This window comes from Massilia sp. GCM10023247 (assembly GCF_042653325.1).
GTDB lineage: Bacteria > Pseudomonadota > Gammaproteobacteria > Burkholderiales > Burkholderiaceae_D > Telluria.
In genome coordinates, this window is the sequence record NZ_JBHSIB010000022.1 from 275,657 (window position 1) to 291,768 (window position 16,112).

The following is a 16,112-nucleotide window of genomic DNA, read 5'->3' on the forward strand; positions in this document are numbered from 1 at the left end:
CGGGGGTTCAGGCGCTCAGCGCGCGCACCGCGGGGCGCGCCTGGCCCGCCGGTGCCTGCGCGCGCAGCACGCCGATGAAGTTCGACAGCGAAATCGGGCGGTGGAACAGGTAGCCCTGCATCGTCTCGCAACCGTTGGCGCGCAGGTAATCGGCCTGGGTCTCGGTCTCGACGCCCTCGGCCACCAGGTTCAGGTTCAGGCCGCGCGCGATCGAGATGATCGCCAGGATCACCGGATAGTGGCCGTCCGCGTCGTGAATCTCCTGCACGAAGGACTGGTCGATCTTCATCGTGTGGATCGGGAAGCGGTGCAGGTAAGAGAGCGACGAGTAGCCGGTGCCGAAATCGTCGATCGCCACCGACACGCCCAGCTGGCACAGTTTATTGAGCTGCTCGATGGCGTACTGCGGATTGCGGATGCAGATGTTCTCGGTGATCTCGACCTCGATCTGGGCCGGCGAAATCCCGTAGCGCACCAGCGCCCCGCGCATCTTCTCGAAGAAGTCGCCGCGGTCGAGGTATTGCGGCGACAGGTTGAGCGACAGCTTGACTTCCGGGCCGCTGGCCGCGCCGATCGCCTGGCCGATGGCGAGGTTCCACTGCAGCATGTCGCGGCACAGGGCGCCGATCATCCAGTCCGAGATCGGCAGCATCAGGCCGTTCTCTTCGGCGAACGGTAAAAATTCGCCCGCCGACAGCAGTCCGCGCGTCGGATGGTTCCAGCGCATCAGCGCTTCGGCGCCGACGATGCGTCCGCTGGTCGAGTCGATCTGCGGCTGGTAATACATCTCCAGCTCGTTGTGTTCGAGCGCGCGGCGCAGCGCCTGCTCGAGCGCGATCTTCTGGTGCGACACGTCGAGCATCGAGTCGTGATAAAAACTGTGGCCGTTCTTGCCCAGGGCTTTTACCTGGTACATGGCGATGTCGGCATGGCGCAGCAGCTCGTCGATCGATTCGCCGTCGCCGGGGTAGATCGCGATGCCGATCGAGGCCGAGATGTGCACCTCGTGGCCGTCGAGGTCGAACGGGCGCTGCAGGCTCTCGAGGAACTTGTCGGCGATGATGCGGGCATCGTCGCGGTCGCGCAGTTCGGGCAGCACGATCGTGAATTCGTCGCCGCCCTGGCGCGCGATGGTGTCGCCGCGGCGCAGGCAGTCCTTCAGGCGCACCGCCGCCTGCTGCAGCAGCTCGTCGCCTTTCACATGGCCGAGGGTGTCGTTGACGAGCTTGAACCGGTCCAGGTCGATGAACATCACGGCCAGCTCGGTCTGCTTGCGCTTGGCCTGGATCACGGCCAGCCCGAGGCGGTCCTTGAACAGGATCCGGTTCGGCAGGTCGGTCAGGATGTCGTGGTAGGCCTGGTAGGAGATGACTTCCTCGGCGCGCTTGCGGTCGGTGATGTCGCGCGCCACGCCGTAGGTGCCGAAGAACTCGAGTTTTCTCACTTCGCCGTCGGGCACGTGCATGCCGATCGAGTTCAGCGAAATCGTCATCAGCGTATTGTTGAACGTGCGCTCGCCGCTGCTGCTCTTGGCGCCCCTGCACTTGAGCCGCAGTTCGACGTTGCGCGAGGCGCGTTCGTCGACGCGGCGCTCGTTGAAGACATAGCGCGCGCGCTCGAGGTCTTCGTCGTGCACCAGGATCGAATAGTGCTTGCCGATCAGCTCGTCGCGCGAGAATCCCAGCAGCTGGTAGGCGCGGTCGTTCACGAACGTGAAACGTCCTTCGTGGTTGAGCGTGTAGATGATGTCCGGCGAGCTGTCGACCAGGTAGCGGTACATCTTCTCGGAGTTCTCGAGCTGGTTGGCGATGCGCGCATTGGCGCTTGCCAGGCGGCGCTGCTCGAGCGCGTTGCCGACCGTTTTCAGCAGCTCCTCGCGGCTGTAGGGCTTGCGCAGGTAGTCGTAGGCGCCGCGCTTGAGGGCGCCGATGGCGGCCTCGATCCCGACCTCGCCGCTCATCACGATCACGTCGGCGCCGACCGCGCGCTCGTTCATGAAGTCCATGATCTCGTGGCCGCCGATGTCGGGCAGGCGCAGGTCGAGCAGGACCAGGTCGAAGCGGAAGCGCGACAGGTGGGCAATGGCCTCGGTGCCGGAGCTGGCCGTGGTCAGGTGGAAGCCGCGGTCGCGCAGCAGTTCGTAGAGCGAAGACAACAGGCGCGGCTCGTCGTCGACCAGCAGCAGGCGTGGTTGGTCTTCGGTATCGGCATGCCCGGCGGGATCGCCACTGGCGCAGTACTCGTTCATGATGACCTTAAACAGAACCGATGGCACGCACCGGGATCGCCGGGGCCGGGTTGGAACTGGAGTTGGCGCCGGACCAGGCCGGCAGCAGGATTTCAAATGCAGTGCCGCCGCGGCCGCTGCGGCAGGCGATCTGGCCGCCCAGCTTGTTCACCAGGCCGTGCACGATCGACAGGCCGAGGCCGCGGTGCGCCCCGTCCTTGGTGCTGCGCACCGCCGAGAACAGGTTGGCCATCACCTCCGGCGACAGGCCCGGACCGGTGTCGGTCACGGCCAGTTCCAGGTACAGCTTGCGCTCGCGATGGACGATGCCGCGGTTGACGATCTCGATCCGTCCGCCGCCGCTGCCGCCGCTGCCGTTGCCTGCCAGCGCCTCGACCGCGTTCTTGACCAGGTTGACCAGGATCTGCTTGAGCAGGTCGGCCTCGCCTTCGACCAGGCGCGCCTCGTCCTGCATGCTGGTCACGATCTGCACGCTGGTGGGCACGAACTGGCCGGCACGGAACAGGCGCACCACCTCGTCGGCGACCTTGGCCACGTCGACCGGGCGCGGGCCGCTGGCCTCGGGCTTGATCTCGGCCAGGCTGCCGATCAGCTGGCCGACACGGTCGATCTCTTCGTTCAGGACCGACATCTCGGTGGCGACCGGCTCCTGGCGCGTCAGCTTGCTGTCGAGGACGCTCAGGTAGTTCTTGATGATCGACAGCGGGTTGTTCACCTCGTGCAGCACGCGGCGCGAGGCTTCGCGGTATTCCTCGGCCACGCTGGCCAGCTGGCGGCGCGCATTGTTCTTCTCGAACAGGGCCGTTTCCAGGGCGCTGGCCGCCTGCGCGGCAAACGATTGCAGGAAGCGCTCCTGCTTCTTGCAGCTTCCTTCCTGCCAGGCGTGGATGCCGCCGACCAGCACGCCGAGGCAGCGCCCGCCCGCCACCAGCGGCAGGCAGACCATACTGTCGGTGCCGAGCATGCGCAACAGCTGCTCTTCCGGCAGGGCGAGCGCTTCGGCGTCGCGCCGGATGAACGCGGTGCGGCGCTGCTGCACCGCTTCGGCGACCCGCCCACCGCGGCCCAGCGGGATGGTGAATTCGGCGACGCGCCCGATGGCCGCGCCGGGCGCCCCGACCAGGGTCTGGCCGGTCGGGTTCTCGAGCAGGATCACGGTGTTGTCGAAGTCGAACAGGATGCGCGCCGAGCGCGTCATCGATTCGAGCAGGCCGCCCTCTCCCTGCTGGCGCGCGAAGGTCTGGCCGACTTCGGATACCAGCACCAGGTTGCGCACTTCTTCCGACAGGCGCTGCTGGACCGGGTCGAGCACCGGCGCGGCATAGGCGGCCGGGGTCGGGATGTCGTCGGCGCCCGCGAGATCGATGCCGAGGTGGACCGCCGCCTTGTCGACCTGGCGCGCGCTCGATGCCAGCATCGCGTCGAGTTCGCCCTCTTCGATGCCGCACAGGGCCGCGCCCTCGCGCAGCGCCACATGGTCGTCGGCGTGGCAGGCCATCAGATGCGCCAGGCGCACGATGCGGATCAGGGGATGCGCCGCTTCCAGGCGCTCGCTCGACTCGTGGTGGTACAGCACCGCGTCGGCCAGGAAGGAATCGAGCTGCCAGCGCTCGACCAGCCAGGCGCCCGCTTCGGCATGGGTGATCTGGAGCGTGCGCTGCTCGACCGCGCACAGGTCTTCGTCGTCGCGCGCGGTGAAATTGAAGGCGTATTCCTTCGGCGCCGTGGCCAGCAGGGCCAGGCGCCCGACGTTGTGCAGCAGGCCCGCCAGATAGGCTTCCTCGAGGTGCGGATAGTCGATGCGGCGCGCGATGTCGCGCGCCAGCACGGCGGCGGCGAGCGAGCGCTTCCAGAAGGCGCGCAGGTCGGTGCTGCCGGAATGCGGGAAGCTGTTAAAGGTCTGGAACACCGAATCGCTGATCACCAGCGTCTTGATCATGTCGGTCCCGAGCGCCACCAGCGACTGCTCGAGGTTCACGCCGCGGCCGGTCCGGTGGTAGGCCGAACTGCTGGCCACGGCCAGCAGCTTGCCGGTGATGCCGGCATCGTTCGCGATCAGGGCAGCCAGTTCGGGCATGCCGAGGTCGTCGGCCTGCAGGTGCCCGAGCAGCTTGATGAGTATCTGCGGCATCGCCGGCAGGCGGGCGATCAGCAGCCGATTGCGGATATCCTGGTCTGGTTGGTGCATTGTCTCAAGCGAGGACGCCACTGAACGAGGTTGTGGGGTGGCTCCCCCTCGGGGCTACCACGACATGACATTCATGCAATCTTTGGAACAGGAGGAACTTCCTGCGTTTGTTCCATCGTAAAAAAGTCGTCTTAGCATATATACATTTCTGATCAGGAACAATACTTTCAATCAAAAGTATGTCCTATACCGGAAGATTGATGCACCCGGGGTACACTTTATTGCATTAAAAACATGTAATAATCACCACACCAGGATGCCGGCCAGCGTTTCAGCCAGCGCGGCGTGCCCGCACCCGGCGGTAGCGCCGCGCGGCCAGCCACAGGCTCAAGGCCATCACGGCGAACCCGGCCTGGCCGAGGGCCAGCGCCAGCACCGAATGCGACAGCATCGGCGAGATCACGCCTGCCACGATGGCCCCGAACAGGGTCGTGATGAAGGACTGGCAGGAGGCGGCCGTGCCGCGGATATGCGGGAACAGGTCGAGCGCGAGCAGCGTCGCTCCCGGAGAAATCAGGGAACTGCCGAAGGTGAAGAAGAACATCGGCAGCACCGTCCACGGCAGCGCCGGCGGCTGTAACAAGTGGTAGCCGACGTTGAAGGCGACGGCGCTGAGCATGAAGCCGAAGCCGGTCCAGATCTGGCGCGCGAAGCTCCATTTGCCGGCCGTCCGGTTGGCCGCCATCGAGCCGAGGAAGATCCCGCTCACGGTCGGCACGAACAGCCAGGCGAACTGCGAGGGCCCGAGCCCGAGGTGCACCGGCAGCAGCACCGGCGAGGCGGTAATGTAGAGGAACAGCCCGGCGAAGTTGAACGCCGTGATGCCTGCCTTCAGGTTGAACAGGAAGGAGCTGAAGATGGCGCCATAGCTTTGCGCCAGGAAGCGCGGATTGAAGGGCTGGCGCTGAGGTTTGGGCACCGTCTCCGGCAGGTGCTGCCAGCACACCCAGCCCAGCACCAGCGTATAGCCGAACAGTGCCAGGAAAATCGCGCGCCAGTCGAACCAGGTGACGATCCAGCCGCCCAGCACCGGCGCCAGGGCCGGCGCGATCGAGAAGATCATCGTCACCATCGACAGCAGGCGCGCCGCCGGCGCATCCGAGTACAGGTCGCGGATGATGGCGCGCCCGACCACGACCCCGGCCCCGGCCGACACCCCCTGCATGATGCGGAACACCCACAGGTAATGCACGTTCGAGGCCGCCGCGCAGCCGAGGGTGCCGATCGCGAACACGACCAGCGCCACCAGGATCACGTTACGCCGCCCGAAGGCGTCCGACAGCGCGCCGTGCCACAGCACCATGCCGGAAAAAGCGAGCATGTAGGCGGTCAGCGTCTGCTGCACTTCGATCGCCGAGGCGCCGAGATTGGCCCGGATCTGCGGGAAGGCCGGCAGGTAGGCGTCGATCGAGAACGGGCCCAGCATCGACAGCGCGGCCAGCAGCGTGGCCAGGCCGCCGGCCGAGAGCATGACGATTTTATGCGGCGCCGGCAGCGGCACCGGGATCACCGGGTCTTTCGGCAGCTGGTCGGGTTCGATCGGTGGCAGCATGGGTGTGTTTACTCCGCGCTCTTCGGCTTGGCTTCCTCGCGGCGGTTGTAGCCGGCCACCATGTCGAAGCGGAACAGGCGGCACTCGAGGGCGCCGTTGAAGAACGGCGTCTTGCGCGCCTCCTTCAGGCGCAGCAGTTTCGGCAGCGACAGGTCGGCCGTGAACAGGAACACGGTCCAGCCGGCGAAGCGCTGCTTGAGCGTGGTGCCCAGCGCCGAATAGAAGCTCACCGCCATCTCGTCCTGCGGCACGGTGGAGTCGCCGCGCACGCCGATGCGCTCGCCGTACGGCGGATTGGTCAGCAGGATGCCCGGCTGGCTGGTCGGCGGGCTCACGTGCTGGGCCTCGATCTGTTTCAGCGGCACCTCGAACAGGATGCCGGCAATTTTCAGGTTATGGCGGGTCATCTCGACCATGTCGCCCGAGATGTCGGAACCGAAAATCGATGGTTCCGCCGGCAGCGGATTGGCCTTGATCGCGGCCTTCATTTCCTGCCAGGCGGCGCGGTCGAAGTCGGCGAATTGTTCGAAAGCGAAGCGCCGGCGCGCGCCCGGCGGAATGCCCTGCACCATCTGCGCCGCCTCGATCAGGATCGTGCCCGAGCCGCACATCGGGTCGAACAGGGGCACGCCCGGCTTCCAGCCCGACACGCGCAGCATGCCGGCGGCCAGGTTCTCGCGCAGCGGCGCATCACCCGTCTCTTCGCGCCAGCCGCGCTTGAACAGCGCTTCGCCCGAGGTGTCGAGGTAGATGATGAAGTTGCGCTGGTCGAGAAAACCCACGATGCGCATGTCCGGCTCGCGCGTGTCGACCGAGGGACGTTTATTGAACTGGTCGCGGAAGCGGTCGCAGATCGCGTCCTTGATTTTCAGGGTCGTGAATTCGAGGCTTTTCAGGGGCGACTTCACTGCCGTGACGTCGACCCGGATCGTGTGGTCGACGCCGAACCAGTCTTCCCACGGCTGCTCGAGCACGAGGTCGTAGATGTCGTTTTCGTTGTTGTAGCTGCGCTGGCCCATGCGCATGAGCACCCGCGAGGCGATGCGCGAATGCAGGTTGATGCGGTAGGAATCGACCAGCGTGCCCGAGCAGTGCACGCCGCCCGGCACCTGGTTGTGCACCTTCAGGGTGCTGCTGTGCTGCTGGGCGATTTCGGCGATTTCTTCGGCCAGCGCCGCTTCCATGCCGCGCGGGCATGGGCAAAAGTAGGAGGTCATGGGAGTACCCTTTGTCCGTTAGTAAAAAAGAGGAAGGCCGAAAGCGCCTGCGCTTTCGGCCGATAATTCGTTTGTTTTGCGATAAGGCCGTGCGGTCCGGCCAGCAACGATCAGCCGGTTATGCCCCGGCGAGCCGCAACGCCTGATGTGACCGCGCCGTCAGAACGGCTTGACCACCACCAGGATCACGATCAGCGCCAGCAACACCACCGGCACTTCGTTAAACCAGCGGAACCACGTATGGCTGCGCTGGTTGACGCCGCGCTCGAATTTCTTGAGCAGCGAGCCGCAGGCGTGATGGTAGCCGATCGTCAGCAGCACCAGCGCCAGTTTCGCGTGCAGCCAGCCGCCCTTGATACCGAAGCCCATCCACAACCAGAGGCCCAGCAGGACCGCCGGCACCGCCAGGATCGTCGTGAAACGGAACAAGCGGCGCGCCATGCCGAGCAGGCGCGTGATGGCGCCCTGGTCGGTCTCCTGCGCCAGGTTCACGTAAATGCGCGGCAAATAAAACAGGCCGGCAAACCAGGCTGCGATGAAAATGATGTGGAAGGCTTTGATCCAGAGGTACATGCGGTTCCTTGTTATTGACTAATTGCGGATTTCACCATGGCCGAACACGACGTACTTGAGAGAAGTCAGTCCCTCCAGCCCGACCGGCCCGCGTGCATGCAGCTTGTCGTTCGAGATGCCGATCTCGGCGCCCAGGCCATATTCGAAACCGTCGGCGAAGCGGGTCGAGGCGTTCACCATCACCGAGGCCGAATCGACCTCGCGCAGGAAACGCAGGGCCGCGCTGTAGTCTTCGGTGACGATCGCTTCCGTGTGCTTCGACGAATAGCGGTCGATGTGGTCCATCGCCTCGTCGATGCCGGCCACCACTTTGACGGCCAGCACCGGCGCCAGGTATTCGGTGCTCCAGTCTTCCTCGACGGCCGCGCTCAAATGCGGGTAGCCGGCCAGGATCGCCTGCGCCTCGCCGTCGGCGCGCAGCTCGACATCCTTCGCCTTGTACAGCTCGGCCAGCCGGGGCAGCACGCTCGGGGCGATCGCACGCGCCACCAGCAGCGTCTCCATCGTGTTGCAGGTGCCGTAGCGGTGGCACTTGGCGTTGAAGGCGATCGGCAGCGCTTTCGCCAGGTCCGCCTTGTCGTCGATGTAGACGTGGCAGATGCCGTCGAGGTGCTTGATCATCGGGACCGTCGCTTCCTCGATCAGGCGCGCGATCAGGCCCTTGCCGCCGCGCGGCACGATCACGTCCACGTACTGCGGCATCGTGATCAGGGCGCCGACGGCGGCGCGGTCGGTCGTGTCGACCACTTGCACGCTGTCCACCGGCAGGCCGGCTTTGGTGACGCCCTCGGTGACCAGTTTCGCCAGCGCGCGGTTGCAGTGGATCGCTTCCGAGCCGCCGCGCAGGATCGCCGCGTTGCCGCTTTTGATGCACAGGCCGGCCGCATCCACCGTCACGTTCGGGCGGGCTTCGTAGATGATGCCGATCACGCCCAGCGGCACGCGCATCTGCCCCACCTGGATGCCGCTCGGGCGCGACTTCATGTTCGAGATTTCGCCGATCGGGTCGGGCAGCGCGGCGATCTGGCGCAAGCCCTCGACCATGGTCGTGATCGCGCCGGACGACAGCGCCAGGCGGTCGAGCAGCGCCGGCGCCAGGCCGGCGGCGCGCGCGGCCTCGAGGTCGCGCGCGTTGGCTGCCGTCAGCGCGTCCGCGTCGCGCTCGATGGCCTCGGCAATCAGGAGCAGCGCCCGGTTGCGGGTAGCGCCATCGGCGCGCGCCATCGCGCGCGACGCGGCGCGGGCCTGGCGGCCCAGCGTGTGCATGTAGTCGGTGATGTCCATTGTTGATTCCAGTTGCGTTGAGCGTTGCGATTAAGCGGGGGGATACGTGTTTCAACGTCACCGTAGGGTGGGCACCTGTGCCCACGCGTAAAGCATGCGTCGTGTTGGCCTTCACTGCGCGTCGCGTCTGCTCATGGTCCACGCGCGGACACAGGCGCCTACGCCGGCCGCGTCCACCCTACCGTGCCACCCTCAAGGCCAGCTGCAGCATCGCATCCCACGCATCGCCGGCAAACGCCTTGGCGCGCAGGCCCTTGACCATCTTGTCCACCTGCGCCGCTTCCTGCAGCGCCGCGTCCAGCGTGGCCAGCGAGACCCGCCGCAGCGCCGGCTCCATCAGCCGCTCGCGCGGTCCCCAGATCCGGTATTCCTTCATCAGTGCCCCGAGCGGTCGCCCCTGCGCCATCCCGGCTTTCAATTTTAACAGCGTGCGGATTTCTTCGGAGACGGCCCACAAGACCAGCGGCAGCGCCTCGCCCTCTCCCTTCAGGCCGTCGAGCATGCGCGCCAGGCGCGCCGCGTCGCCGACGAGCATCGCTTCCGACAGCTTGAACACGTCGTAGCGCGCCACGTTCAGCACCGCGTCCTGCACCTGCTCGTAGCTCAGCTTGCCCGGCTCGTGCAGCAGGCCCAGTTTCTGGATTTCCTGGTGCGCCGCCAGCAGGTTGCCTTCTACCCGGTCCGCGATGAAGTCGAGCGCGGTGCGGTCCGCGCTCTGCCCCTGGGCCCCCAGGCGCATCCCGATCCAGCCCGGCAGCTGCGCGCGCTCGACGTTCGGGATCTCGATATACACCGCCGCCTGCTGCAGCGAGGCGACCCAGGACGCCTTGGCGGTCTGCCAGTCGAGCTTGGGCAGGGTGATGATGGTCAGGTTGTCGGGGCTGAGGTCCTTCGCATAGGCCTGCAGGGCGGCGCTGCCGTCCTTGCCCGGCTTGCCGCCGGGGATGCGCAGTTCGATCAGCTTCTTGTCGCCGAACAGGGACAAGGCCTGGTTCGCCGCCAGCAGTTCGCCCCATTTGAAAGTGCGCTCGACGGTCAGGACCTCGCGTTCGGTGTGGCCGGCCGCGCGCGCGGCGCGCCGGATCTTGTCCGCCGCTTCCAGCGCCAGCAGGTGCTCGTCGCTGGTGATGACGTACAGCGGCGCCAGCCCTTTTGCCAGGTGGGGCTCGAGCGCCTCAGGCCGAAGTTGCATCGATGCTTCCCGCCTTACTGCGGCTTGATCGCCGCCAGGCGGCGCATCACCTGCTGCACCAGGTCGGACTGCATGTCGCGGTACAGCAGCGCTTCCTCGCCTTCCTTGGCCAGCACCGCTTCTTCGCTGAAGGCGAGGTTGCGGCGCAGCGTGATCTCGGTCGGGCCGAGCAGCAGCTGGCCGCTGGCGTCGCGCACCTGGAACACCAGCGTGTAGGTCAGCAGGTATTCGCGCACGCGGCCCAGGTTGTTCAGCGACAGGATCGCCTTGTTGCGCGCTTCCGAAATCACCTCGAAGCGGGCCTGGGCGCCTTCCTGGGTCGGGGTGACCACCACCCGGTCGCCCGCGCGCAGGTTGCGCTTGAGCTCATTGCCGAGCGGCGAGGTGTCCGGGAAGCCCAGGAAGATGCTCGAGAACGGCATGTCGTAGGCGCCGTTCGAGCCGCGCAGCTGGAAGCCGCAGGCGGCCACCGTGATGGCCAGCAGCAGGGCGCCGACCGCGCGCACCAGGAAGGGGTTGAAAGCGCGCATGGGTTACACCACGATGTTGATGAGTTTGCCGGGCACCACGATGACCTTCTTCGGCGTGCCTTCCACGAACTTCTGGACCGCCTCCGACGCCAGCGCGGCAGCCTCGATGGCGGCCTTGTCGGCATCCTTGGCCACCTTGACCGAGCCGCGCAGCTTGCCGTTCACCTGGACCATCATCTCGATCTCGGCCTGCTCCAGCGCCGCCGGGTCGACTGCCGGCCACTGCACGTCGAGGATATCGCCGTGCGCCTTGCCGTAGCCGAGTTCCTGCCACAGCACGTGGGTGATGTGCGGCGCCACCGGGTTGAGCATGCGCAGGAAGATCGACAGGCCTTCGGCGATGACGGCGTCACCGGCCGCGCCTTCGGGCAGCTTGCTCGACTCCAGCGTATTGAGCATCTTCATGCAGGCCGACACCACCGTGTTGTACTGGATGCGTTTCAGGTCGTAGTCGGCCTGCTGCAGGATCTTGTGCAGTTCGCGGCGCAGCGTCTTGTGGGCTTCTTCCAAGTTGCCCTGTTGCTGGGCGCCGAACGCGGCGGCGATGCGCTCGCGCTGGGCATAGCCGAAGGCCCACACGCGGCGCAGGAAGCGGCTGGCGCCTTCGACGCCGCTGTCCGACCACTCCAGGGTCTGTTCCGGCGGCGAGGCGAACATCGTGAACAGGCGCGCGGTGTCGGCGCCGTACTGCTCGATCTGGGCTTGCGGATCGATGCCGTTGTTCTTCGACTTCGACATCTTTTCGGTGCCGCCGATTTCGACCGGCTGGCCGTCGGCCTTCAGGGTCGCGCTCTGCGGGCGGCCCTTGTCGTCGAACACCAGTTCGACGTCGGCCGGGTTGAACCAGGTTTTTTTACCCGACGCGTCTTCGCGGTAATAGGTCTCGTTCAGGACCATGCCCTGCGTGAGCAGGTTGACGAAGGGCTCGTCGAATTTCACCAGGCCGAAGTCGCGCATGACCTTGGTCCAGAAGCGCGCGTACAGCAGGTGCATGACGGCGTGCTCGATGCCGCCGATGTACTGGTCCATCGGCATCCAGTAATCGTTGCGCGCGTCGACCATGGCGTCGTTCGAGCCCGGCGAGGTATAGCGCATGTAGTACCAGGACGAGTCGATGAAGGTGTCCATCGTGTCGGTCTCGCGGCGCGCCGGCTTGCCGCATTTCGGGCAATCGCACTTGAGGAAGGCCTCGTCCTTGTTCAAAGGATTGCCGCTGCCGTCCGGGACCAGGTGCTCGGGCAGCACGACCGGCAGGTCGGCTTCCGGCACCGGCACCACGCCGCATTCGGCGCAGTGGATCATCGGGATCGGGGTGCCCCAGTAGCGCTGGCGCGAGATGCCCCAGTCGCGCAGGCGGAAGGTGACCTTCTTGTCGCCCAGGCCCTGTTCGGCCAGGTCGCCCGAGACGGCATTCACGGCGGCGATGTAGTCCAGGCCGTCGTACTTGCCCGAATTGACGACGCGGCCCTGTTCCTTGTCGCCATACCACTCCTGCCAGCCGTCGAGCGAGAATTCCTGGCCTTCGACCTCGACGACCTGCTTGATGGGTAAATCGTATTTCTTGGCGAAGGCGAAATCGCGCTCGTCATGGGCCGGCACGCCCATCACGGCGCCGTCGCCGTAGGTGATCAGGACGTAGTTGCCGACCCAGACCGGCAGCTGCTCGCCCGACACCGGGTGCGTCACGAACAGGCCGGTCGGCATGCCCTTCTTTTCCATCGTCGCCATGTCGGCTTCGATGACCGAACCGAGCTTGCACTCGGCGATGAAGGCCGCCAGTTCCGGATTGTTTTTTGCCGCGTGCTGCGCCAGCGCGTGTTCCGGCGCCACGGCGCAGAAGGTCACGCCCATGATGGTGTCGGCGCGCGTGGTGAAGACGTACAGCTTGCCTTCGTTGATCAGCTCACCGGACTCGTTCATGACCACGTGCGGGAAAGCGAAGCGCACGCCGGTCGATTTGCCGATCCAGTTGGTCTGCATGGTGCGCACGCGCTCCGGCCAGCCCGGCAGCTTGTTGTCGACGAAATCGAGCAGTTCCTCGGCGTAGTCGGTAATGCGCACGTAGTACATCGGGATTTCGCGCTTTTCGATCGGCGCGCCCGAACGCCAGCCGCGCCCGTCGATGACCTGTTCGTTGGCGAGCACGGTCTGGTCGACCGGGTCCCAGTTCACGGTGCCGGTCTTCTGGTAGATGATCCCTTTTTCCAGCATCTTGAGGAACATCCACTGGTTCCACTTGTAGTATTCCGGCTTGCAGGCGGTCATCTCGCGCGACCAGTCGATGGCCAGGCCCATCGACTCCATCTGCCCACGCATGTGGGCGATGTTCGAATAGGTCCACTCGGCCGGCGGCACGTTGTTCGCCATCGCCGCGTTCTCGGCCGGCATGCCGAAGGCATCCCAGCCCATCGGCATGAGCACGTTGTAGCCGTTCATCCGCAGGTAGCGGTACATCACGTCGTTGATCGTATAGTTGCGCACGTGACCCATGTGCAGCTTGCCGGATGGGTAAGGCAGCATCGAGCAGGCGTAGTACTTGCCCTTCGGGAAACGTGGGTCATGCTCGACGGCCTTATAGGCGTCGATCGACTTCCAGTATGCCTGGGCGGCCTGTTCAACTTCGGCGGGACTATATTTATCTTGCATGATCTTCGGCGGACGATGTTGGAGGGGTTGAGCAGAACATTATACTGTTTCGTCTTGCACTGCGGCGAAGCCATGCCAGCGCAGCCTGGCTGCCGGTTTTTGCCATCGCCAGCCGAGGGCGCCGGCCGCAGGTGGGCTCGACGAGATCGTGGCGACGCCCTGGCCGTCGGCCAGGCTGAAGCCGAGGTGGGAAAAGAAAGTGGGGTCTTCGATGTTGAGGAGGATGTCGCGCTGGCGGGGCGACAGCGGCAGTTCGGGTGCGGCGGGCTGCCGCGCCAGCAGCGCGTCAATCGACAGTGCCGCCCACAAGGGCCGCGAGGGCGAGGTAAGCCAGCAGCAGCGCCGTGGATCACAGCGCCGTCTTGCCGAACCGCTTCACCCCTGGCTTAGCGCAGCACGAGCTCGAGCGCCGGCTTCTCGCCGTAATCCTCGTAGCGCTCGTTGATGCCGCCGACGCAGAAGGTGATTTCGTCGACCAGGTCGGGCAGGCGCGCGCGCAGGCCTGCGCTTTCGGTGATGACGATTTCCAGCACCTCGTCCGGCTTGAGGCGGAACTTGGTCATGTTCTCGTCGTCGCGCAGGTAGCTCAGGCAATCGACCCAGGTGTCGATGGTGTCGCCGGTTGCGGTGTGAAAGCCGAACGCGCGGCGGCTCTCGGCCATGAAGCTTGCTTCGTTGACGATCGCGGCGCCGTTCAGTTCTGCCACTGCCATTGCATCATCCTTTCAAGGACAGGACGTCCTGCATGTCGTACAGGCCGCTCGCCTTGGCGGCGATAAAACGCGCGCCGCGCAGGGCGCCGTGGGCGTAGGTGACGCGGCTGCTCGATTTATGGGTGATTTCGATGCGCTCGCCGGTGCCGGCAAACAGCACGGTGTGGTCGCCGACGATATCGCCGCCGCGGATGGTGGCGAAACCGATGGTCGACGGATCGCGCTCGCCGGTCACGCCTTCGCGGCCGTAGACGGCGCAGTCCTTCAGGTCGCGTCCGAGCGCGTCGGCGATGACTTCACCCATTTTCAGGGCGGTGCCCGAGGGCGCGTCGACCTTGTGGCGGTGGTGCGCCTCGATGATTTCGATGTCGTAGCCTTCGGCGAAGCTTTTGGCGGCCAGTTCCAGCAGTTTCAGGGTGACGTTGACGCCCACGCTCATGTTCGGCGCGAACACGACGGCCGTCTTGTCGGCCGCCGCCTGGATCGCCGCCTTGCCGGCCTCGTCGAAACCGGTGGTGCCGATCACGATCTTGATGCCGTGCGCGGCGCAATACTTCAGGTGCTCGAGCGTGCCTTCCGGACGCGTGAAATCGATCAGGCAATCGGCGCCCGCCAGCGCGCGCGCCAGGTCGGACTCGATGGTCACGCCGGTGGACTGGCCCGCATAGGCGCCCGCGTCCTGGCCGACGGCAGGCGAGCCCGGCACGTCGAGCGCGCCCGAAAGCTGCATGTCGGGCGCGGCGGCGATCGCTTCGATCAGCATGCGGCCCATGCGCCCGCTGGCGCCGGCAACCGCGATGTTCAAGTGCGTCATGATGCGCTTACCGGGTCTGGGTGGAGGTGGCGGGCACGACCGACGGGGCGGTGGCCGGCTTGGTGTTCTCGGCGGCGGCCTCTTTCTTCGCCGTCTTGATCGGGCCGGCGATGCGCGCGATGTACTCGCGCTCGGTCGGCAGGTTGCCGCCGTCGAAGCGCTCGACCACGCCATCCTTGAAATACACGGTGACGCGGCTGGTGGTCAGCTCGCCGTTGCCGCGCGCCAGATAAAACGGGTAGTCCCAGCGGTCGGCGTGGAACATGTCGGTCAACAGCGGGGTGCCCAGCAGGAAGCGCACCTGGTCGCGGGTCTGGCCCACTTTCAGTTGCGACAGCATTTCCTGGGAGACGAAGTTGCCCTGCTGGATGTCCGGACGGTAGGGCGAGAAGATCCACAGGAACTTCTGCAGCTTGGTAGCCTGGACCGTTTGCGCGCCGGCATTGGCATCGGTTTCCGCTGCCTGAGGGGAGGTGCTCACCGGTTCGGCCGGCGCGCCCTGCTGACGCCATGATGCGCAGCCCGAGAGCAGTAGCGTGCATGCAAGGCCCGCGGCAAGTGCAGCGCGGGCATAGGAACGATGAACAACGGCATCAATGATGCGCATAAGTAACCTCAAAACGATTAAGCGGGAGCTTCCAAAACGCTATATCATAAAGCACTCCGCCCATCTACGAGTAACAAACATGAGTAACAGCCCTACCGACCTGAAGGCGAGCGGCCTGAAGGCGACTCTGCCACGCTTGAAGATTCTGGAAATTTTCCAGAACAGCGATGTCCGGCACCTGACGGCGGAAGACGTGTACAAAATCCTCCTGGCCGATAACATGGACGTCGGCCTGGCGACCGTCTACCGGGTGCTGACCCAGTTCGAGCAAGCCGGCCTGCTCAACCGCAACCACTTCGAAACCGGCAAGGCCATTTATGAGCTGAATGCCGGTTCGCACCACGACCACCTGGTCTGCCTCGATTGCGGCCACGTCGAAGAGTTCTATGACGACGAAATCGAATCGCGTCAGCACAAGATCGCCGTCGAGCGCGGCTTCAAGATCGCCGAGCACGCGCTGGCGATCTACGGCAACTGCGTCAAGCCGGCTTGCCCGCACCGCAGCGGGAACTGAGTCCGGTCCTGCTTGAAAGAGCGACGGCGCCGAT

General features: G+C 65.5%; 14 protein-coding genes. 1 reads left to right on the forward strand and 13 read right to left on the reverse strand.

Annotated features, from left to right (window positions below; all coding sequences use genetic code 11):
* Positions 1–7: 7 nt before the first annotated feature.
* The 13 genes from ACFPAH_RS18065 to ACFPAH_RS18125 form a co-directional block, all read right to left on the reverse strand.
* Positions 8–2,248: a putative bifunctional diguanylate cyclase/phosphodiesterase gene (locus ACFPAH_RS18065; protein WP_379748067.1), complete on the reverse strand. Its 2,241-nt coding sequence runs from the start codon at positions 2,246–2,248 to the stop codon at positions 8–10.
* A gap of 7 nt (positions 2,249–2,255) precedes the next feature.
* The gene (locus ACFPAH_RS18070; protein ID WP_379748069.1) at positions 2,256–4,436 is read right to left on the reverse strand and encodes an HDOD domain-containing protein; all 2,181 of its coding nucleotides are present in this window, start codon (positions 4,434–4,436) and stop codon (positions 2,256–2,258) included.
* Positions 4,437–4,707: 271 nt separating this feature from the next.
* Entirely contained in the window at positions 4,708–5,988 is a 1,281-nt protein-coding gene (locus ACFPAH_RS18075; protein ID WP_379748071.1) for a multidrug effflux MFS transporter, read from the reverse strand.
* Positions 5,989–5,996: 8 nt separating this feature from the next.
* A complete protein-coding gene (locus tag ACFPAH_RS18080) occupies positions 5,997–7,205 on the reverse strand; it encodes a THUMP domain-containing class I SAM-dependent RNA methyltransferase (protein ID WP_379748073.1) in 1,209 nt (402 codons plus the stop codon).
* Between the two features lie 159 nt (positions 7,206–7,364).
* Positions 7,365–7,778: a CopD family protein gene (locus ACFPAH_RS18085; protein WP_379748075.1), complete on the reverse strand. Its 414-nt coding sequence runs from the start codon at positions 7,776–7,778 to the stop codon at positions 7,365–7,367.
* A gap of 18 nt (positions 7,779–7,796) precedes the next feature.
* On the reverse strand, positions 7,797–9,062 hold the full coding sequence (locus ACFPAH_RS18090; protein ID WP_379748077.1) for a glutamate-5-semialdehyde dehydrogenase: 1,266 nt from the start codon (positions 9,060–9,062) through the stop codon (positions 7,797–7,799).
* A gap of 178 nt (positions 9,063–9,240) precedes the next feature.
* A complete protein-coding gene (gene holA, locus ACFPAH_RS18095; RefSeq protein WP_379748079.1) occupies positions 9,241–10,254 on the reverse strand; it encodes a DNA polymerase III subunit delta in 1,014 nt (337 codons plus the stop codon).
* 14 nt (positions 10,255–10,268) lie between these two features.
* Complete coding sequence (lptE, locus tag ACFPAH_RS18100) at positions 10,269–10,784, reverse strand: LPS assembly lipoprotein LptE (RefSeq protein WP_379748081.1); 516 nt, start codon at positions 10,782–10,784, stop codon at positions 10,269–10,271.
* A 3-nt stretch (positions 10,785–10,787) separates the two neighbouring features.
* Positions 10,788–13,430, reverse strand: coding sequence for a leucine--tRNA ligase (leuS, locus tag ACFPAH_RS18105; RefSeq protein ID WP_379748083.1), 2,643 nt, complete (start codon positions 13,428–13,430; stop codon positions 10,788–10,790).
* 39 nt (positions 13,431–13,469) lie between these two features.
* Complete coding sequence (locus ACFPAH_RS18110) at positions 13,470–13,739, reverse strand: hypothetical protein (protein ID WP_379748085.1); 270 nt, start codon at positions 13,737–13,739, stop codon at positions 13,470–13,472.
* Between the two features lie 77 nt (positions 13,740–13,816).
* Positions 13,817–14,143, reverse strand: coding sequence for a barstar family protein (locus tag ACFPAH_RS18115; protein WP_379748087.1), 327 nt, complete (start codon positions 14,141–14,143; stop codon positions 13,817–13,819).
* Positions 14,144–14,147: 4 nt separating this feature from the next.
* Complete coding sequence (dapB, locus tag ACFPAH_RS18120; RefSeq protein ID WP_379748089.1) at positions 14,148–14,957, reverse strand: 4-hydroxy-tetrahydrodipicolinate reductase; 810 nt, start codon at positions 14,955–14,957, stop codon at positions 14,148–14,150.
* A 7-nt stretch (positions 14,958–14,964) separates the two neighbouring features.
* The gene (locus ACFPAH_RS18125) at positions 14,965–15,564 is read right to left on the reverse strand and encodes an outer membrane protein assembly factor BamE (protein ID WP_379748091.1); all 600 of its coding nucleotides are present in this window, start codon (positions 15,562–15,564) and stop codon (positions 14,965–14,967) included.
* Positions 15,565–15,643: 79 nt separating this feature from the next.
* On the opposite strand from ACFPAH_RS18125, the gene fur reads away from it, so the two are divergent.
* Entirely contained in the window at positions 15,644–16,078 is a 435-nt protein-coding gene (fur, locus tag ACFPAH_RS18130; RefSeq protein ID WP_379748093.1) for a ferric iron uptake transcriptional regulator, read from the forward strand.
* The last annotated feature ends 34 nt before the right edge of the window (positions 16,079–16,112 follow it).